This window comes from Nostoc sp. (assembly GCF_036917375.1).
In the GTDB taxonomy this organism is placed as follows: Bacteria; Cyanobacteriota; Cyanobacteriia; order Cyanobacteriales; family Nostocaceae; genus Nostoc.
Genome location: NZ_JBALDN010000043.1, coordinates 16,578 through 38,314 on the forward strand (window position 1 = coordinate 16,578; position 21,737 = coordinate 38,314).

At 41.9% G+C, this 21,737-nt stretch carries 10 protein-coding genes; 3 read left to right on the top strand and 7 right to left on the bottom strand.

Going from position 1 to position 21,737, the window contains the following annotated elements:
- Positions 1-46 precede the first annotated feature (46 nt).
- Complete coding sequence (locus V7K45_RS11440) at positions 47-508, bottom strand: helix-turn-helix domain-containing protein (protein ID WP_335003402.1); 462 nt, start codon at positions 506-508, stop codon at positions 47-49.
- A 294-nt stretch (positions 509-802) separates the two neighbouring features.
- On the bottom strand, positions 803-6,193 hold the full coding sequence (locus tag V7K45_RS11445; protein WP_335003404.1) for a Calx-beta domain-containing protein: 5,391 nt from the start codon (positions 6,191-6,193) through the stop codon (positions 803-805).
- A 517-nt stretch (positions 6,194-6,710) separates the two neighbouring features.
- Between V7K45_RS11445 and V7K45_RS11450 the strand changes: the two genes are divergently transcribed.
- Together V7K45_RS11450 and V7K45_RS11455 are read left to right on the top strand one after the other, a co-directional pair.
- Positions 6,711-7,838 (top strand): acyltransferase family protein, encoded by a 1,128-nt coding sequence (locus V7K45_RS11450; RefSeq protein ID WP_335003406.1) that lies wholly within the window; start codon positions 6,711-6,713, stop codon positions 7,836-7,838.
- A 264-nt stretch (positions 7,839-8,102) separates the two neighbouring features.
- Complete coding sequence (locus tag V7K45_RS11455; protein WP_335003408.1) at positions 8,103-8,807, top strand: CAP domain-containing protein; 705 nt, start codon at positions 8,103-8,105, stop codon at positions 8,805-8,807.
- 370 nt (positions 8,808-9,177) lie between these two features.
- Here the strand turns inward: V7K45_RS11455 and V7K45_RS11460 are convergent, their stop codons facing one another.
- From V7K45_RS11460 to V7K45_RS11480, 5 genes are all read right to left on the bottom strand, one after another.
- Positions 9,178-10,560 (bottom strand): carotenoid oxygenase family protein, encoded by a 1,383-nt coding sequence (locus V7K45_RS11460; protein ID WP_335003410.1) that lies wholly within the window; start codon positions 10,558-10,560, stop codon positions 9,178-9,180.
- A 274-nt stretch (positions 10,561-10,834) separates the two neighbouring features.
- Positions 10,835-14,026 carry an efflux RND transporter permease subunit gene (locus V7K45_RS11465; RefSeq protein ID WP_335003412.1) on the bottom strand — a complete coding sequence of 1,064 codons (3,192 nt, stop codon included), beginning with the start codon at positions 14,024-14,026 and terminating at the stop codon, positions 10,835-10,837.
- A gap of 122 nt (positions 14,027-14,148) precedes the next feature.
- The gene (locus V7K45_RS11470) at positions 14,149-15,735 is read right to left on the bottom strand and encodes an efflux RND transporter periplasmic adaptor subunit (RefSeq protein ID WP_335003414.1); all 1,587 of its coding nucleotides are present in this window, start codon (positions 15,733-15,735) and stop codon (positions 14,149-14,151) included.
- Between the two features lie 973 nt (positions 15,736-16,708).
- Positions 16,709-17,998, bottom strand: a complete 1,290-nt coding sequence (locus V7K45_RS11475) for a glycosyltransferase family 4 protein (protein ID WP_335003416.1) — start codon at positions 17,996-17,998, stop codon at positions 16,709-16,711.
- A 738-nt stretch (positions 17,999-18,736) separates the two neighbouring features.
- Positions 18,737-19,315 (bottom strand): PEP-CTERM sorting domain-containing protein, encoded by a 579-nt coding sequence (locus V7K45_RS11480; RefSeq protein WP_335003418.1) that lies wholly within the window; start codon positions 19,313-19,315, stop codon positions 18,737-18,739.
- A 252-nt stretch (positions 19,316-19,567) separates the two neighbouring features.
- Here V7K45_RS11480 and glyS point away from each other — a divergent pair, with 252 nt between their 5' ends.
- Positions 19,568-21,718: a glycine--tRNA ligase subunit beta gene (glyS, locus tag V7K45_RS11485; protein WP_335003420.1), complete on the top strand. Its 2,151-nt coding sequence runs from the start codon at positions 19,568-19,570 to the stop codon at positions 21,716-21,718.
- Positions 21,719-21,737 lie beyond the last annotated feature (19 nt).

Consider the following 21,737-nt stretch of genomic DNA (forward strand, 5'->3'; position numbering starts at 1 on the left):
CTTTGTCTCCCCTATTCCCCAATCCCCGCTTGCTTTGCCTTCTTGGTCATTTGTTAGTCTGATTACTGACTATTGACTGTTGATTATTATTTTCTGGAGTCAGAGATTCAGCTGTCAGCTGTGGATTAAGTATATGAAGAAGACCAGCAGATGCACCAACCAATAATAAAATATAGGTCAGAACAAGAGGTATGTATGTATTTTGTTTGTTGTCTGAGTGGTGAGCATTTTTAGAATCTTTACAGACAACATTGGTTACAAGGCTGTACGATAAAGCATTTCCATCCAGCCCTAAAGCATCTCCATAACGACGGATGAATCCTTGCAGAAAAATCGGCTCAGGCAATTCTTCAAATCGATCTTCTTCTAACGCTTGCAAAATACCTACTCGAAGCATTGTCTGAGAGGCTATTTCTTCTATGCGGATAGATTTTTCTTGTCTTACTTGTCGCAAGCGTGTGGTTATTTCCTTTAGTTGCTCTACTTGAGCTTCATTTAAGAGCGTCACAGTCTTCTCCTGTATGGGCTAATTCTACTATTCATTGAGAAGACTTCAATCCGCATACGTAATTTTGCTGAATATTTGATTTTAGGATAAATTTTTTTGATAATGGCTTAATCCTGGATTTTAAAATGCTAGTCGAACTCCAGCTAAGTATATTTTCAGTTGTAATTAATACTTTTTTTGCAAAAAACTGGGCGCAAAAATCAACAAGCCGTAACTTATAATACAAGTATTTTGCCAACGGCCACTCTGGGCTGGGATAATTGCAGCGATCGCTAATGTTCTGCTCAACAACGATTAGTCATCATTCTTGATTGTGCCAACTGCTTGGTGATTATTAAATATGGCATTTGCTGCACCATAGATATTGACAAAAAATGTTTCATTGGGTTCAACTTTATTATCACCTCTGACGCCAATACTAATAACTTTGCTAGTTTCGCCAGGGTTAAAAACAATTGTCCCCAACCCAAAATTGTAATCTGAGTCAGATTCTTGGGCAGTACCATCACTCGTACTGTAATTTACAACTATCGGTTGATAGAATTCATTAGAGAGAGTGACGACAAAATTAGCATTAGTTGTCATCCCTGTTGTGCCTTCTTTGACTGATACATCTGCAATACTGATGGCTGGGGGTTGGTCATCATTTATGATAGTAGCCACCCCTAAGCTATCAGTAATTGTGGTGTTTGTAGCACCAAAAAGATTGACAGAAAATGTCTCATTGGTTTCAGGTTTGTTATCACCTATGACACCAATACCAAGAGTTTTGGTGGTTTCGCCAGGCGCAAAAACGATCGTCCCAAAAGCAGAATTGTAATCAGAGTCAGAAGTTTTCGCAGTGCCATCACTCGTGTTGTAATTTACAGTAACCTGCTGTAAACTCGGTGCGGAGAGAGTGACGATAAAGTTAGCATTAGTTGTTGTGCCTGTGTTACCTTCAGCAATTGAGACATCCGAGATACTGACAGTTGTTGGGTTGTCATCATCAATGATGGTAGCGATTCCTAAACCATTTGCGATCGCAGCGTTTGTCTCACCTGAAAGATTGACAGAAAATGTCTCGTTGGCTTCAGTTTGGTTATCGCCTATGACGCCAATACTAAGAGTTTTGCTAGTTTCACCAGGATTAAAAGTAATCGTCCCTAAAGCCGAATTGTAATCAGAGCCAGCACCTTGAGCAGTACCATCGCTTGTGTTGTAATTTACAGTAACCTGCTGATAACTAGGATTGGAAAGACTGATAGTAAAATTAGCGTTAGTTGTTGTGCCTGTATTGCCTTCAGAAACTGAGACATCCGAGATGCTGATAGTTGGTTGATTGTCATCGTTAATGATGGTACCAACACCTAAATCATCTGCGATCGTGGCATTTGTTGCACCTAAAAGATTGACGGAAAATGTCTCGTCAGTTTCAAATTTGTTATCGCCTACAACACCAATGCTAAGAGTTTTACTAGTTTCGCCAGGATTGAAAGTAATCGTCCCCTGAGTAGAATTGTAATCAGAGTCAGAAGCATTAGCAGTACCATCACTCGTGTTGTAATTTACAGTAACTTGCTGAGAACTAGGATTAGAAAGACTGATAGTGAAGTTAGCATTAGTTGTTGTACCTATGTTGCCTTCATTAATTGAGACATCTGAGATGCTGATAGTTGGTTGGCTGTCATCGTTGATGATGGTAGCAATTCCTAAACCATCTGCGATCGCAGCATTTGTCGCAGCCGAAAGATTGACAGAGAATGTCTCGTCAGTTTCAGTTTGGTTATCACCGATGACACCAATGCTAATAACTTTGCTCGTTTCCCCAGGATTGAAAGTAACCGTCCCTAAAGCCGAATTGTAATCAGAGTCAGCAACTTGAGCAGTACCATCATTGGTGTTGTAATTTACAGTAATCTGCTGATAACTAGCATTGGAGAGAGTGACAATAAAGTTAGCATTAGTTGTTGTACCTGTATTACCTTCCGTAACTGAAACATCCGAGATACTGATAGTCGGTTGACCGTCATCGTTGATGATGTTAGCCACTCCTAGACTATCTGCGATCGCGGCATTTGTTGCACCCAAAAGATTGACAGAAAATGTCTCGTTGGTTTCAGCTTTGTTATCGCCTACAACACCAATACTAATAACTTTGCTAGTTTCCCCAGGATTGAAAGTAATCGTCCCGAAAGCAGAGTTGTAATCAGAGTCAGCAACTTGAGCAGTACCATCACTCGTGTTGTAATTTACAGTAATCTGCTGATAACTGGCATTGGAGAGAGTGACAATAAAGTTGGCATTAGTTGTTGTGCCTGTATTGCCTTCAGAAACTGAGACATCCGAGATACTGATAGTTGGTTGGCTGTCATCGTTGATGATGGTAGCAACTCCTAAACTATCTGCGATCGTGGCATTTGTCGCACCCAAAAGATTGACAGAAAATGCCTCGTCGGTTTCAAATTTGTTATCACCTACAACACCAACACTAAGGGTTTTACTGGTTTCGCCAGGATTGAAAGTAATCGTTCCTAAAGCCGAATTGTAATCAGAGTCAGCAGCATTAGCAGTGCCATCACTCGTGTTGTAATTTACAGTAATCTGTTGAGAACTAGGATTAGAAAGACTGATAGTAAAGTTAGCGTTAGTTGTTGTACCTGTGTTGCCTTCAGAAACTGAGACATCCGAGATGCTAATTATTGGTTGGCTATCATCGTTAATGATGTTTACTGTAGCCGAACTGTTAGTAATTGTGGAGTTTGGCGCTCCAGTTATGATACTGGGGTTACTCAGAATAACAGTAATGTCTTCATTGGGCTCAAATGTGTTGTCACCCAAAATATCGGCTGTAATTGTCTTTGTGGTTTCCCCAACAGCGAAGCTTAAAGTCCCGGATGCAGTAGTTCCTCCACCCGTAACTTGAATATTGTTATAGTCACTGCCAAAAGTTGCCGCACCGTTAAAAGCATAATTTACAGTACTAGCCACGCCAATACCACCACTGCGAGTAACCGTGAAGGTAACAGCTTGAGTACCGCTATTACCTTCAGTTAAAGTTGAGGTGGGAGTAGAAATTGCATATTGAATCGCATCATTAGCAGCAATAGTTAAAGTAGTTTCAGTTATTGTCCCCAAATCAGCTCCTGTTAGCGTGCCGAAGTTGAGTACAACTGTTTCTGCATTCTCAGGTAAATCGTCTGGGTTTATAGTAAAAGTAATTAGCTGTGTTAAATTTGCGCCTGTTGCCCCAGCAGTAAAGGAGATGGTAGCGGGGGAAAAAGTGTAATCGCTGCCATTAGTAGCCGTGCTATTGTTTTTGACGACAATAGGAACAGTGACAGCGGTTTCAGGAGAGGCATCTAAGGTAACAGAAATAGTTACTGTAGTGGCGGTACTATCTTCTGTTGTATTGTACGTAGCAGCACCAAAGTTGACTTTTGGAAGCACATATTCAAATGCTCCAATGTCAATTCTCCCGCTTTCAATACGGTTAAAATCCGTGCCACGCTGATCCGTAGTTAAGCCACCATTGTAAGCGGGATTGCCAGCATTCCTGGCAGGGCTGTTAAAGTATAAAGCATGAGTTTGTGTAGAACCACCGTAATCTCCTAGCGGTTTGAGTCCGGGGTTGGGGTTAATAATATCTGTACCTGTGCCCAGAGTCCCAGACGATTTACCAGTAATTTTGCCAATCAGGTTGTAAGCACTACCATTCAAGTTGCTACCATAGACATCAGGCCCTTGATTACCCAGATCGATATTGCCAGCAATGATGCTATTGCTGATACTCACAGTGCCACCAGATCTAAAAATGCCGCCACCATCGCCCTGGCTATTGTTATCACTATCAGCAGTGTTCCCGAAAATAGTGCTATTGCTGACTATGGCATTGTTAGTATAGATGCCGCCACCAGAATTTTTAGTTGTATTGGTAGAAATAGTGCTATTGCTGATGCTGAGACTAATACTGCTGTAAATGCCACCACCGTTATTGTTTGCAGTGTTACCAGAAATAGTGCTATTGCTGATGCTGAGACTACTACTGTAAATGCCGCCGCCGTAAGTGTTTGCAGTGTTACCAGAAATAGTACTATTACTGATGCTGAGACTACTACTGTAAATGCCGCCGCCATTACTATTTGTGGTGTTGTTGGAAATGATGCTATTGCTGAGTATGACACTACTAGTGCTGTAGATGCCGCCACCATTGTTAGTTCCTGCATTTCCCCCAGTTATCTTTAACCCATCAATAGAGAGGGAGGCACTAGCACTAAAAATACGGGAAACATTGTTACCACTAATGGTGAGTTTATTAGCTCCAGTTCCTTGAATTATGACATCTTCAGTAATATTCAATTCCCCAGAACTCAGGGTAATGGTATCGGAGGTAGCATCACCGAATATCCCAGTCGTATCAAAGACGATTGTCTCAATTCCTGGATCGTTATTGGCATCAATAATAGCTTGCCTTAACGAGCCAGCACCGCTGTCATTGGTATTAGTTACTACATAGGTGGTGTTATCTACTTTTACAGATACATCGTCAATCGCTAAACCGTGATCGTTGCCTCCATCATCTATGTCTTCCCAACGCAATATAATCTCTTCACCATTAGCTATTGGGGTAGCTAGCGTAATTGTTACAGGTGTTATGACAACTTTATTATTAGTTTGATTACCAATTAAAGCACCTGGGGTTGCAGTTGCTATTGGCCCAGTGAAATCTAGCGATGTTACAGGTGTCCATGTTCCTGTTGTCAGACTTGTGAGAGTTGCCGCAGTTTGATAGCTAAATTTCAGCTGTTGCTGCAATGTATTACCACCATTACGCCATTGCTCACCCGTATAACTTATTTGCAACTGAGTAATTGGTGAACCTGTGTTGTTTTGCAGGCGCAACCCATAATAAATAGCTCCTGTACTAGCAGAAGCGATAGAACCAAGGGCCCGGTCTCCGGTGATACCAAAACTATATAATCCACCTGTATTATTAGTACCAGAACCAACGTTGTAACTTGTTCTTGTGGCATACCACCCGGAAATGGTTGAATCATTAACCCAAGAAGTGGATGTTCCGGAACTAGCTAATGAGTTAAAGTTTTGAGAGTATGTACCAGTAAAAGTAGCTGGCAAAATAGACTGGTAAGCCTGTATTACTTCAGGTTTAAATGCCAAGGAAGTCTCAATTTTCCCTGTCTTCACCTCTAAATCCCAGTCGCCACCTAAAGCTGCACTTCCGGTTTTGTCAGTGGAAGCGGCAACATCTGCTCCAGTAATTTGGCTAATCTGCTGTACAAATTTTGTGCCTTCACCACTGGCTACATCACAGCCATAAAGTAGGATGTCAGCTTTATCAGTTAAAGCATTTGCCCACTTTTGTAACTGATTTTTGTAGCTATCTAGATTGCTAAGGTTGAAGTTGCTTGACCCTAGTTGCAAACTCCCTACACTTCCGTGGGAAACAATGTGAATTGATTGAACTGAATTGGATTTACGTTTTGCTAGAAACTCGGTGATTTGTGTTATGCCATCTCTATTGGCATCAAGAATAACAACTTCACTGCCAAGTATGATACCATCTACCAAGCTTTGGTAATCTATAACTTTTGGATCTATAAAAACAATATTTGTGCTTGCATCTATTAATTTGATAGGAGACTTATTTCTGCTTTTAGAGTGATGATTTTCTGGCACTTTTATCATAATTATTCCTTAAATATAATTTATTAGCTTTAGCTTAGTAATATTTAGCGTGCACAACAAAATAGAAAGTGAATGACTCTGCATTCGCTTTCATTCCCAAATGAAATCTGTAATTAAACCTTTTATCTAATGAGACAAAACCGCAATATTTTTAGTTGTTATATAAGCAAGCACGCCTTGAATAAAGTTAGCTGTTTTTTAGTCACAGCTTTTGTTTATAGCAATTTATACTAAGTTTAGTGACAAGACAACTGCATTTTCACTTAAATAACGATAGATTGATGGAAATTTGAGTATATCTAGCTTTATTAACAGTTCTGGTACTAACAATCTCTTTTTGAATAGCTAAACTAAAACTGCGATCTAGGTGCGATCGCGTACTTCTAGTTTCATACAAGAGAGTATGGGCAGGAACCTTGATGAAAAACTATATTTGGTAAGTAGACCTATAAATTTTGCTTGCTTACCTGCATCAAGCGGAGTACTTTAGATACTCATATAACATAAAATTCCGCTTATGCGCCTGACTTCACTGGATGTTTTTCGCGGCATTACCATCGCTGGAATGATTCTCGTTAATATGGCGGGTGTCGCAGATGATGTATATCCTCCCTTAGCTCACGCCGATTGGCACGGCTGCACGCCAACGGATTTGGTATTTCCCTTCTTTCTCTTCATTGTCGGTGTAGCGATGACTTTCTCGCTGTCAAAATACAGCGAAGCCAATAAACCAACCTCATCTGTTTACTGGCGGATATTGCGCCGCGCCGCTATTCTCTTTGCCTTGGGATTACTACTAAATGGCTTTTGGAATCAAGGTATTTGGACTTTTGATTTGAGTAGTATCCGCATTATGGGAGTGTTGCAGCGCATCAGCCTGACCTATCTGCTGGCTTCCCTAGCTGTTCTCAACCTTCCGCGCAAAGGTCAATGGATATTAGCAGCAGTGCTACTCATTGGCTACTGGCTAACGATGATGTATGTAGCAGTACCGGAGCATGGTGCGGGAGTTTTGACGCGAGAAGGTAATTTCGGCGCTTATGTTGACCGCCTGATTATTCCCAAAGCACATTTATACAAGGGTGATGGTTTCAACTTTATGGGAGATCCAGAAGGGCTTTTCAGTACTATTCCCGCGATAGTGAGTGTTCTTGCTGGCTACTTCACAGGTCAATGGATACGCAGTCAACCTGTACAGTCACGCACAAGTATCGGTCTAGCATTATTTGGAGTCGGTTGCTTAATTATCGGTTGGGCGTGGGGGTGGACATTCCCAATTAATAAAAAGCTGTGGACAAGTTCTTATGTAGTATTTACAACAGGTTGGGCGTTACTATTGCTAGGAGCTTGTTATGAACTTATCGAAGTACGGCTGATGCGTCGTTGGAGTAAACCTTTTGAAATTATGGGCTTAAATGCGATCGCTCTTTTCGTTGCATCGGTTTTATTAATTAAAATTTTAGTCAAAACCACTATTGGCACTGGCAAAGACGCTCCTAGTACCTACAATTGGATTTACCAGAATTTTTTCGCATCTTGGGCGGGTGTGCTGAATGGTTCCCTGTTCTTTGCCTTAGTCACCGTGTTGTTGTGGTGGGCTGTTGGTTTTCTGATGTATCGGCAACGCTGGTTTCTGAAAGTGTAAAAAAGATTTTTGTTATTATTTACGTTTTAGTGTTTTCAATGTTACAACAGGTGTTAAGTGATGGATTGTAACACTTTAGGAACAAAGGCAATCGCAACTTTATCAATATTATTGGCGCGTTAATCTGCGCTTTGTTTAGCAAACTTACTTAATCCCTGATATCGTTTCTAACGGCAGAAGCGTATACAGACTTATCTGTGCGTTGAAAATTCTTATTTCTTCTAATTCACTAAATTAATCCATAGAAAAATTGTGAGGTAATCGATGCGTCGCATGAATTTTTGGGTATTTTTGCCAATTACCTTGGTATTGGGCTGCTCAAATCAACTGCTTCAATCTAACCCGTCTATAGCCAAGCCTAACCCAGTAGTAGTTAAACAAAGTAGTCCAACTTTATTAGCAAAGGCGAGTTACCTTTCACCCTTGGAACAACAGGTAATTGTTGAAACAAATAAGGTAAGAACAAATCCTAAAGCATACCTCCCGATTCTGGAAAACTATAGAAAGCGCTTTGAGGGGAACCGAGTCAAAATTTCTAATAATACTTATCTGCGAACTCAAGAAGGAGTTAGGGCAGTTGATGAAGCGATCGCATTTCTCAAATCAACACGTCCTGTAGGAACCTTGAGTGTATCTAAGGGTATGTCTTTAGGAGCAAAAGATCACGTAAAAGACCAAGGCCCAAAAGGTGCTATAGGTCATGATGGTAGCGATGGTAGCAACCCTTTTACTCGCATCAACCGCTATGGTAAATGGCAAACAACCGCAGGTGAAAATATCAGTTATGGGCCAAACAGCGCTCAAGATATCGTCATGCAGTTAATTATTGATGATGGTGTGAGCGATCGCGGCCATCGAAAAAACATTTTTAATGGTGCTTTTAAAGTCTCTGGTGTTGCTTATGGAACTCACAAAGCATATAGAACAATCTGCGTGATTGACTACGCTGGCGGATATAGGGAAAAATAATTTGCGTGCGCAGCAGATGTAGAGACACGATTTATCGCGTCTTAAAAGACCAATAATAGACTTCTTGCAGAAGCGGGGGAAAGGGGAAGGTGAAGTTCCCTCTGGGGATAAGGGGCGGGGGTAAAGGGAAAAGGGAAATTCTATCCCTTTTCCCTTTAACCTTTAACCTTTCCCCGACATCTTGGCATTTGTTACTTTTGCAAGATGTCTAATCTATATCAATAACCTTTAACCCAAGCGTATTGGGGATAACCTGGCGATTAGAAATCATGATTACACAAGCCAAGTCCGCCTGCGCTGACTCAAAGAATTTGAAACCCGCCTAAGCGGGTTTTGTCTGTATAAACAAGGTTTCTAACTGCCCATTTAGCTATTTTGCAGCAAACCAAGCGCCATGAAACCCATAAGGCACTCGCTGAGGAATTATCACCCGCGCTACAGGTTCAGCCGTTATATCTTGGGCATTCACTACTACTAATTCTGAAGTATCTGAACCCTCATCATGGACGAAAGTCATCAGCCAACCATCATCTTCAGCCGTTGCACCAGGACGCGGCGCAAACACAGTTTCACCGTTATAGCGCCCCTGCCCAAATTCATGTATTTGGGATTTTCCACTATTGAAGTCGTATTTGATGATACCGTCAAATAAAGGTACGGGACTGTTTGCCGCTTTGTTAGTGTAGCCATATCGGTTTTGTCGCCCCAATCGGTTTTCGTTGACGCGGGGAAATTCCGAGGCGACATCATCCAACATCTCTTCACGCACTGAACCATTGTTAAGGTTAAATCGCCAGCGATGTAAACGGGGAATATTTGCGTTTGGATCGGGTTGCGAATCATCAGAACTCAAAACAGTTGTAGAACTCATGCGACAGGCAATTAGCACTACTTCGTCTCCCTCTTCGTAAGCGTTGAGGGTATGGAATACGTAGCAAGCAGGACTTTCAAACCAGCGGATATTACTGTTGTCACCGTGACGTGGTAAAATGCCAAAGCGACTGGGGCGATCGCGCTCAAACATCATTACAGGTTCTCCCTGTTGCGCTCTTTCAAGGTTAAAAGTCAGCGGTAAATCCATGAAAATTGTGTAGTTTTCCGTGATGGCAAAATCGTGCATCATCACCCCTATTGACAGGTCAATTGGCACTGTCTGCAACAGTTCGCCTTCTGCTGAGACGACACTATATTGCAGATACGGTGGCGCAAACAGAGAATAGCCAAAGAAGATCATTTCCCCTGTAACGGGGTCTACTTTGGGATGGGCTGTGAAGGCAGAAACCAGCTTGCCATTGTAGGTGTACTCGCCAATGGTTTCTAATTCAGGTAGCTTGATGGCGTGAGGTTTACCCCCCTCGTTCAGCGCCAACATCTGACCAGCGTGCCACACTAAGGCAGTATTGGCAGTATTTTTGTAGCGCCCGTGGGGGTTATCCATTTGTGGTGGTTCTAACAACCCAGTCCAGATAGCTTTACCTGCTTCTCGTTCTTTTTTCCATCCGAAAGTCTGGATGTAGCGGTTACGATAAGTGGCTATGCCGTTGCTAATTTGCACACCATGCAACATCCCATCCCCATCAAACCAATGATATTGACCGATAGGCGTCCATTGAGGGTTAGGGCCATTCCGCACAAACATCCCTGATAGGTCAAGGGGTAATTCACCGATGACTGGCAATTGGTCGGTGGTAATTTCTTTATGGACTGGAGCAAAATTGCCATCGAGATAGGGATTGACTGCTATTGTTACCATTGTCTTGATTTAAGCGTACATTTGTACTGTACATTCTGGTTTGTCATTATGCCCACATGGAAATTTTGAGTGCGTTGTGGAATTTTTGCAATCGGTCTACAAATTAAACTTTTTTCTCTTGCAGTTTAATTCGTTCTATTTGTAGGAGGTTTCAGTCATCTTCATAATAGGGTGTGCTATAGCAGATATCTAAGATTTATTTAGCGATCGCTTCTGTAGTTTTCTTTTTCGCAAGTCCCTAAATTGATTTGCTTCAATCGATAACGATAAGTACTCAATCCTCAGTTTTTGTTGAATATATAGCAGTGTTACCGTTCAATGACACTGCTTCTGCTGGTATTTCTTGATGCCGATTCGGTTTGATAAATCGCTCTGTTATCGTTTTAATTACGATATACAAAATTGGGACGACAAACAAACTCAAGAAAGTAGCGATTAACATCCCTCCAAAAACTGCTGTTCCCAAAGATTGGCGACTTCCTGCACCAGCACCTGTGGAATTAGCCAAGGGAAAAATTCCTAAAAGAGTAGCAAAAGCAGTCATCAAAATGGGACGTAACCGTTCTTGTGAAGCTTCAATTACTGCTTTGGTCATCGAAAGACCTCGATCTCGCAATTGGTTAGCAAACTCCACAATTAAAATAGCATTTTTACTAGCTAAACCAATCAACATAACTAGACCAATTTGACAGTAAACATCATTAGAAAACCCCCGTAACGATTGAGCTACAAGCGCTCCAAAAATAGCTAAGGGGACTGATAACAGAATGATAAATGGGTCAATGTAGTTTTCGTATTGAGCAGCTAGCACCAAAAATACAAACACCAATCCTAATCCAAAGATCAGAGGTGCTAAACCACCAGAATCTATTTCTTCTAATGCAGTCCCTGACCATTCATAGCCATAACCTGCTGGTAAAACTTCTTTAGCAACTTGTTCCATTGCTTTAATTGCGTCTCCAGAGCTAGAGCCAGGAGCGGCGGCACCATTAATTTCAATTGAGCGGAACAGATTGTAGTGATTTATCGTTTGCGCTCCCACCGTCGAAGTAACTGTGACTAAGTTACTTAAAGGAATCATTTGATTCTTTTGAGAACGAACGTATAGTTTACCAATATCTTTTGGGTTGGAACGATACTGTTGATCTGCCTGGATATACACCCGGTAATTGCGCTGCTGGAGATTGAAATCGTTTACATATTGCGATCCCAAAGCAGTTTGTAAAGTACTGAAGACATCATCTATGGAAACTTGCAATGATTTGGCTTTATTGCGGTCTACTTCCACAAGCAATTGTGGTGTATCTGCGGCAAAGGTGCTAAATACAGCTTGTAATCCTGGTGTTTGATTAGCTTTACCTAGCAACTTACCCATCGATTGCACCAAATTTTCTAAGCCACTGTTACCTCTGCGGTCTTGCAGTTGAAAGACAAAGCCGCCAAAGTTGCCTAAACCCTGAATTGCTGGGGGGTTCACAGGAAAAACTCTGGCTTCTGGGATTGCCATCAACTTCCCTTGCAAGCTGCCAATAATCGCCTGTACCGATTGATCGGGTTTTGAGCGCTCATCCCATGATTTTAAAGTTGTAAATATGATGCCGCTATTGGCGGTGTTACCACTAAAACCAAATCCTCCGATCGCAAAAGTCCCCACTACTTCAGGAATTTTCAGAATTTCTTTTTCTACCTGTGCAATCACATCGCTGGTATATTGCAACGAAACCCCTTGCGGCCCTTGGATAATTGTGATGAAGTAACCTTCGTCTTCATCGGGTAGAAAAGCTGTCGGTACTGTCATGTACAGCCAAGCAGTCATTCCCAAGGAAACAATAAATAACCCAATCACAATACCTTTGATGCGTGCGAGAAAGGTAAGCGATCGCTTATAACTATGCTGTACCCAGTCGAGAAAGCGATTTATCTGGCCAAAAATCCAACCCAGCCAGCCTGAAGGTCTTTGTCCTTGACGCAGCAACACTCCACACAAAGAAGGTATCAGAGTCAAAGCCAAAAAAGTCGAAATCGCAATGGAAAAGGCGATCGTCAGCGCAAATTGCCGATAAAGTGCGCCTGTGGTTCCCGGAAAAAATGCCACTGGTACAAATACTGCCATCAACACTAGTGAAGTGGCAATCACCGCGCCAAATAGTTCTCTCATTGATTCACTAGCGGCTCGACGAGGATTTATACCTCTATCCTGAATAAAGCGGCTGATTTGCTCTACTACAATGATCGCATCATCTACCACCATCCCTGATGCTAAAGTCAGACCAAACAAAGTCAAACTATTAATTGAAAAGTTAAAAACTTTGACAAAGCCAAATATCCCAATGAAGGAAAGCGGAATAGTAATTGCGGGAATTAAAGTAGTTCGCCAGTCCTGCAAAAACACAAAAATTACAATTACAACCAGCACCACCGATTCAATCAGGCTCTTAAGCACTTCTGCCATCGACTCTTCGACAAACATGGTTGTGTCAAAAGCTACCTGATATTTCATGCCTGGGGGAAAACTTGGAGCCAATCGCGCAATTTCGGCTTTGACTCCCTTGGCTACATCCAAGGCATTACTACCAGGAACCTGATAAATCCCTAAACCGACAGCATCGTTACCACGAAATCGTAGAAATGAACTGTAGTTTTCTGCACCCAGCTCTGCTCTACCGACATCTTTGAGCTTGACTAATGTGCCATCCTCTCCAGTTTTGAGGACAATTTCTTCAAATTCTGATGGTTCTGCTAATCGGCTAGCAGCACGCACATCAAGCTGATACCTTTGTCCTTCAGGAGCAGGTTCTTGTCCAATTCTCCCTGCACCAACTTGCAAGTTTTGTTCAGATAAAGCATTCGCTACATCCTGAGTTGTTAGCCCCCGATTGGCAAGGCGAGTTGGATCTAACCACAGGCGCATTGCATAACGGCGTTCGCCAAAAATTTGAACGTTGCTCACACCTTTGACTCTTTTTAAGGCATCTGCTAAGTAAAGGTCGGCATAGTTACTTAAGAATGTATTGTCGTACTCTTTATTTTCAGCGAATAAACCAATCGCTAAGAGGATGTTACTAGATTCTTTCGATACTCGCACTCCCGTGCGTTGCACAGAGTCTGGTAGTTGTGGCTGGGCAACAGAAACACGATTTTGCACATCCACAGCCGCAATATCTTTATCACGCGATGAATCGAAGGTGGCTGTAATGGTACTAGTACCATCGTTACTGCTGCTAGAAGTCAGATACCTTAGTCCCTCAACCCCGTTGATTTGCCTTTCTAAGATATTTGTTACTCCGCTTTCTACGACTTCTGCACTAGCTCCGCTATAGTTGGAAGTTACAGTGATTTGGGTGGGACTAATTTCTGGGAATCTGGCGATCGGTAGTGTGGGAATACTGATTAATCCGATTAAAAGGATGACAATCGCACATACCGACGCAAAAATTGGCCGCTTAATAAAGAAGTCAACAAACATAGTTTAAAAATTGGGCTTTGGGTATTTGGCATTGCGCATGGGGGATGGGGACATTGGGCATTGGTTATTTCCCCCCTGCTCCTCTGCTCCTCTGCCCCCGTGCCCTCATCTTCCCTCTTCAGCTAAGGCTTCTGGCTACCAACTTCTTGTGTTTCAGGAGTAATGGCAGCGCCATTGGTTAAGTTAAGAATGCCGGAAACAACAATTTTGTCCCCCGCTTTTAGTCCTTCGATAACTTGATAATTATTCCCCTCAATAACTCCTAATTTCACGGGTTTTTGTTGAGCTATTAAAGCTGGCGCTCCAGGTTTAGACTTTTCCTGCGGCGCTTGTGCCACAAATACAAAAGTCTCTCCACCCAAGCGAGATACTGCTGTAACTGGAATTAAGATTCCTGGGCGTTCGTTCCAGATCACTTTGGTTTGCACTGACTGAAGATTAAGCAGTCGATTTCTTAAATTGCCAAAGTTGGCTTTTACCAAAACTGTCTGCGAATCGGAACTAGCATTTGGGGAGATAAAACTGATCCTACCCGTTGCGATGGGTTTGTCTTGGACATCCAGCATTTGCACAGGTAAGCCCAAGCGCAATTTTCTGGCTTCAGCTACGGGAACAGAAATATTCAGTTCTAAAGAGTCGTTTCTAGTTAGTGTAGTAAGTTGATCGGCTTTTTCCACATAATCTCCCACCTTTGCTGGAATATCACCAACAATGCCAGTGAAAGGTGCTAGAACTTTTGTGTATTGCAATTGAACTTGGGCCGCTTGAACTTGGGCAGCTGCTTGAGTTACTTGCGATCGCGCTTGGGCAATTTCTTCTGGACGGGAACCATTTTCTAGTTGTCTTAAATTTTGTTTCTGTTGTTCCAAAGCACCAGCTAGCTCGTTGATACTGGATTTTCTACTTTGGCGGAGTTGGTCTAGCCGTTTCTGGGCTACGACCAGGGCAGCTTCAGCGCTTTGCTGTTCTTTGATATATCCTTCTAAGGTATCTTGGGAAACTGCGCCCTCTTTTCTCAATTGTGCGTATCGCTTGGCGCGTGACTGTGCTAGTTCTACATCAGATTTAGCTGACTGAATCTGAGCCTCAGCCTGAGCAATTTCTTCTGGTTGCGATCCCGATTGGGCATCTCTATAGCGAGCTTGGGCTTGGGCTAATTGCGCTCTAGCTTGGGCAACTTCTTCTTGTCGCGTACCTGCTTTGAGTTCAGCCAGACGTGCTTGGGCTTGTTGCAGTGAGCCTCTAGCTTGTAATAATTGAGCTTGGACATTATCACTTTGCAGACTAATTATGACTTGTCCTTGTTGAACGCGATTGCCCTCTTGGATGAAAATATCGGTAATTCGCCCTTCAACCTGTGGCTTGATGATTACTGAACGTGGAGCCTCTAACGAGCCAATAAACTCCGAACTTTCTTGAACGGTTTCAGTTTTCAATGTCGCTAGCTTGACCGGAACTGCTCTAGGTTGACCAGCATTTGCTTCAGCACCACCTGGCGCATTGCTAGCATTACTAGTTTGCCACCAGCGCCAACCAAAACCTACACCTGCAATTAATAAGACTATTCCTAATAGTAGGGGCCAACGACGTTTTTTAGGTGGCTTAGGCGATCGCTGTGGCAATTCTTGCGACTCTTGACTAGAATCAGTAACAGCAGGCTGTTCTATTTCAATGGGTAAGGGAGAGTCAGGGAACTCAGAATGGGACATCTTCGTTTTCTCGTCTTGTGGATTTAGACTTGGGCAATCTACTCTTCGCTAAAAAAGCATTATTTGGAATAGTTTTTTAGCCCTTTTTTCTCTATGTTGGTGACAAATATGTTTGGGTATTTGGGCGATCGCTCACGATGTCTAGCACCTAAAATGAACCAATTTTATTCAGCACATTATGGTTGATTTGTACATTACTTAACTCCGTTCAATTTCTTAAAGTGTAATTTATAGTTTTTCGTTACTCAGTATAAACACAGTGCTTTCTTTCTTAGCTAAAGCACAGTTCATGTTGTTGCAGCTAAAGCTTTTGCCTCTAAAGCGTAGGCGTAGCCCGCCAAAGGCATCGTTTCGGTAATTAGAGCAAGTGAGTAGTTGCTTTTTAGTTATGGAAATGACGAAATAAAGTTACCTCATTGACCGCAGCAACAGGAGTAATTTCTCGCGTTGTCGCTGTGATTAAACCTGTCGTTGCAAATACCTTAGCTGCTGATTAGATCAAGGGTGCATAAGTTTGTGCCGTACTTGATGGTAATGTTTTTTATGAGTGTTTGCAAGCGCTTGCTTGCATTATAACCACATAGAAAACGAGATTGGTATTATTTATAGATGAGTTTATCCCTCTTGAGTAGTACTGAATACTGATCTTAAGGAAGAAAAAAGTCTGGAGCAATGCTTTCTCTACGAGACACTTCTCTACGAGAGGCTCCGGCAACGCGTAGCTATGCTTCCCCGTATGGGTACGGCGAGCTACGCGGCGATTAATTCAGCTCTGTTAATCATCAAGTTATCCTTAGCAAGAACGACGTGCAATCAATCAGTATTCTCTAGATTCCTATTTTTGACCAGTCTCAACTTCCTACAGTTAGTTCACCCGATCGGTTGATATTTAAATCACCCATTCGGGTGAGTTAATTTATTCCAATCGGGGTTTTATCTGTGTAGCTAACGAGTGAGAAATCCTCAATCCCCTTCAACCATCCACAACTGATTTCTTAGAATCGAATTTTGGTAAGATACCCACGGTTGATTTTCGGTTGATAACAATATGAGAAAAAAGCCACTCATAGCGATCGAGCGCTTGCTCTAAGGAATAGTTTTCTTCGGCAAATTGTCTTCCTGCGTTACCTAGCTTCTTCACTAGAGCCGGATTAGCATATAAATCACGCACAGCAGCGGCCATTGCCTGGGGTGATTCTGGTTCAACAACTATCCCACCACCGCTGAGTTCGATGGCTTTAGCAGCAGTACCAGTGGCGGGAACTGAACCCACAATTGGGCGACCACTCGCTAACAAAAGTGGTATTTTTGAAGGCATATTGAACGAAATCACATTGTGCTTTTGCACAATTAGCCCGACATCAGAAGCCGCTAGCATTTCAGGTAGTTTTTCACGCGGCTGTAACGGTAGTAGCAAAACATTATCTGCTCCCTTTGATAAACAATATTCCTGCAATCTTTGCAATGCTCTTGATTCGCCTACAATGACAAAGACAATATCTTTGATATGACGCAAACAAACGGCTGCTTCGATTACTGTCTCTAAACCTTGCGTTAGAGCAATATTGCCTGAATAAAGTACTACAAATTTCCCATTTAGTTGATGGTTAGATATCCAGGAGTTGCTCTGTTTCGGTAAGGGACGAATGAAATTTATATTTACCCAATTGGGAATACAAACGATTTTATTAACAGGTACTCCCTTATTTACTAAATTCTCACGAAACCCATCAGCGATCACACTAATAGTGTGTGCACTCCGATATGCAAATTTCTCTAAAGCCGCAAGAGTTCGGATCATCCATTTGTTTTTTAATAACCCGATACGCACAGCAGCTTCTGGTAAAATGTCTTGCACATTTAGAACTACTGGGCAGTTGTATAACCAGCCCAATGTTGTTGCTGGCAACGTACCTAGTAGCGGTGGAACCGTTAAGATAATCACATCCGGCCGCCCACCTTTAAAGGCTTGAGGTAAGCTCGTGAAAACAAAGCTCAACTCCAGCAACAGCCGATCCACGAGGTTAGGTTTAGACTTAATTCGGACGTAACTTCGCGCAATTGTAACGCCATTTTTTTCTTCAGTAAGATACCATTTATTTTGATACCCATCGTAAACTTCGCGCTGAGGATAGTTGGGCATTCCCGTAATCACTCGCACTTTATGACCTCGCTTGACTAGTCCTTCTGCCAATTCAGTCATTAACGGAGCAATTCCAATTGGCTCTGGATGATAGTTGTAGGAATAAATCAGAATATGCATGAATTATTTGTGAATTTTGTGAAGATAGCATGAGACGAGCGGATTACTGATTAATAGCCAGTAGGGGCTGCTATTTGTATTGCTTACAGCGTTTTCTTTTGCATAAAGCTATAGGTTTAGAGGCAGGAAGCAGAGGTCGAAACTGTTTATATCTGGTTTATCTCTCTGTATTTCATTACCTCATTTATTTACAAATGCTGTATTTTGACTGGTTAAATTGTTTAATTAAAAAAAATGTGTTAAACATTGCTGATAAATTTTATTTGTGGGTTTCAAAAGATAATTTTTTCCGGCATAAAACACTTAAAAATCAGAATATGACTTTGTATAAATAGGCGAGCTTATTGATAAATATAGACTTTATTTTCTGGTGATTATAACAAGAGTTAATCTCTTTATTTCCGAACTAATGCTTAAATTTACACTTGGGGAATTGTAACATTATATTCACTGTTATGCATATAACCCTCATTCCGCCTTTTCAACTGGCACATGAAGTATTTTTAACCAAGTCATCAGTATTGTATTCATTGAGGAAAATCCCACTTTTTGAGTAGTTCAAAGACGCTGACTAAAACAGTGTTGAGTGCTGAGTAATAAATGCTGAGGTAAAAGTAAAATTAATTTCACTCATATTTTTAATGAGGTTATATGATAACCCTACTAGTTAACTGAACTAGTAGGGCTAGAATAGAGATTCAGTAAATTTGGCAAGCTCTGACTAGAAAGCCCTAATTTCTAGTAAAAGGCTTGCTTTTTCTTTAAAGTTGAAGCTATACCCAAACCAGCAAATGCTAGCAAACCCAACACAGAAGCAGGCTCAGGGACTTTGGATACTTGAATAAAGCCAGAATTTTGATCTAGTGTTGTTGACGTTCCCTGTTGATCGACATCCCGACGTAAGAACAAAGAGTCGCCAACCGTTCCCTGGAAGAAATATTCTCCAATTACACCCGTTCCTCCGGCGACATCAAAGGGGCCAAATAATGTCTGAGTGGAAGTATTAAAATTGAAAGCGAAGAAGTTAGATTCTGATACTCCACCACTTACAGTGTTATAGGTTCCCAGAAGATTTTTTGATGGGTCTAAGAAGGAGACATTCAAGGATTGTAAAAAGTTGGTGGCTCCACTACCAAGTTCTGAAATGATTGTTGGTGCTGTGGTTTCGTCGTAGCTGAATGAACCTGTTGCTGAGTAACCAGCATCACCTTGCCAGTTAAAGTTTAATTCAATAGCTTGGGCTGGGTTGTTAGCACCAGCCGCGATCGCAGCAACCAGTGTTGCGATCGCGGTGATTTGGGCGAAAATATTCTTCATGGTCATAACTCCGAAATTGATTGTCATGATGCATATATCAGTGCATCAATCAACACTAAGCTTACGATAGAAATATATATCCGTAAATACCGCATAAAACACGGTATGTAATGTAATGAATCTATGAAGAGAAGCACTTGTTTTATAAAGTTTTGCATAAAATGTCAAGTCTTTGATTCAGCTAAAAATCACGAGCGATCGCTTGAGAATAACTGATAAAGTTGAGCTACGCAAAGTTGAAAACAGTGTTATATGCCTGGGTTTCTATTAGAAGTTGGTACAGAAGAACTACCTGCAAGTTTTCTCAGTGATGCTTTAGTGCAATGGCAGGAACGCATTCCCCAAAGCCTGGAAGCAAACGGTCTCAAGGGCGATGTCCAGGTGTACGGTACTCCCCGGCGGCTGGCGGTATTGATTACAGGTCTACCATCGCAGCAACCAGATCGAGAAGAAGAAATTAAAGGGCCACCCGCCCAAGCCGCCTTTAAAGATGGTCAGCCGACAGCAGCAGCAGCAGGCTTTGCCAAAAAGCAAGGTGTGGAACTGGATGCGCTTTCTGTTCGCCCCACTGACAAAGGGGAATTTGTATTTGTGCAAAAAAGAATTCCCGGTCGTCCTGTGGCGGAAATTTTGACAGAACTTGTTCCCCAGTGGATTTGGGGTTTAGAAGGTAAGCGGTTGATGCGTTGGGGGAATGGGGATGCGAGGTTTTCTCGACCGATTCGTTGGTTGGTAGCTTTGTTAGATGAGACGGTGCTGCCTTTAGAATTAGTGAATGGTTCTAAAACGATTCAGAGCGATCGCATTTCCCAAGGTCATCGGGTTTTGCATCCTGAACCTGTGACAATTGGCCAAGCTACTGATTATGTTACCACTCTCAAATCTGCATTTGTCACCGTTGACCCAGAAGAACGGGTAAATCTGATTAAAGAGCAAGTAAATGCAGTTGTAGAGAATTTAGGCGGGTATACAGTAATTTACCCCGATTTATTAGCGGAAGTAACCAACCTTGTAGAATATCCCTCCGCAGTTGTTGGTAAATTTGAACCAGAATTTTTAGAATTACCAACTGAGGTAATTACTGAAGTGATGGTTACTCATCAACGTTATTTTCCTGTCTTCAAACCAGGGAGTTTTGAGCAAGAATTATTACCCAACTTCATCACCATTTCTAACGGCAATCCGAAAAAATCAGATATTGTTGCCGTCGGAAATGAAAGGGTAATTCGTGCCAGATTAGCTGATGGCAGATTTTTCTACGAAGCTGATTTAACTAAGCCAATAGAAAGCTTTTTACCGCAGTTGGAAAAAGTCACTTTCCAAGAAGAATTGGGTTCGGTGCGTACCAAGGTAGATAGAATAGTTCAAATTGCCGAGCAAATTAGCAGTCAATTAGAATTAGCAGAAGATCAAAGCCAAAGAATCCAACGTGCTGCTTTATTATGTAAAGCAGATTTGGTGACACAAATGGTGTATGAATTCCCCGAATTACAAGGCATTATGGGAGAAAAATATGCCTTAGCCAGCGGTGAAGATCCCGAAGTAGCAAAGGCAATTTATCAACATTATTTGCCAAAGGGAGCCGGTGATATTTTACCTGAAACACTCACGGGTAAAATTGTTGGTTTGGCAGATAGATTAGATACTTTAGTGAGTATCTTTGGTTTAGGTTTAATTCCCTCTGGTTCATCCGATCCCTTTGCTTTGCGCCGTGCTGCTAATGCTGTAGTTAAAATTGTTTGGTTTGATAACTTGCCGATAAATTTAGATGATTTATTGAAGCAGATAGCAACAGACTTTGCAGCAAAATATCACAAAGATGGGGCATCATTAACTACAGCATTACAAGAGTTCTTCTTGCAACGCATCCGCACTTTACTACAAGAAGAAAAGCAGATTGATTACGATTTGGTAAATGCAGTTTTGGGAGAAAATGACCCAGAATACACAGAACGGACGTTAAAAGATTTATTGGATGTCCGCGATCGCGCCTTATACTTACAACAAATCCGTAACGACAGTACCTTAGATAACATCTACGAGACCGTTAACCGTTCCACACGATTAGCCGCTCAAGGTGATTTGGATACAAAACAACTAGAACCAACAACCGTAGTTCGTCAAGAATTATTCCAAAAGCCCTCTGAGGCAGCTTTGTATAATGCGCTCATCGAATCAGTACCGCAAACTCAAGCAGCACAGCAGACCCGAAATTATCAACTGTTACTAGCAGCACTCACAAAAATTGCTCCGGCAGTTAGTAACTTCTTTGATGGCCCAGATAGCGTTTTAGTTATGGACTCCGATCCAGAAATCAAGCGTAATCGACTACATCTGCTCGGATTAGTGCGCAATCATGCCCGTGTTTTAGCTGACTTCGGTGCGATCGTCAAAAATCTGTAGCGTAAGTCAACAAAAACTT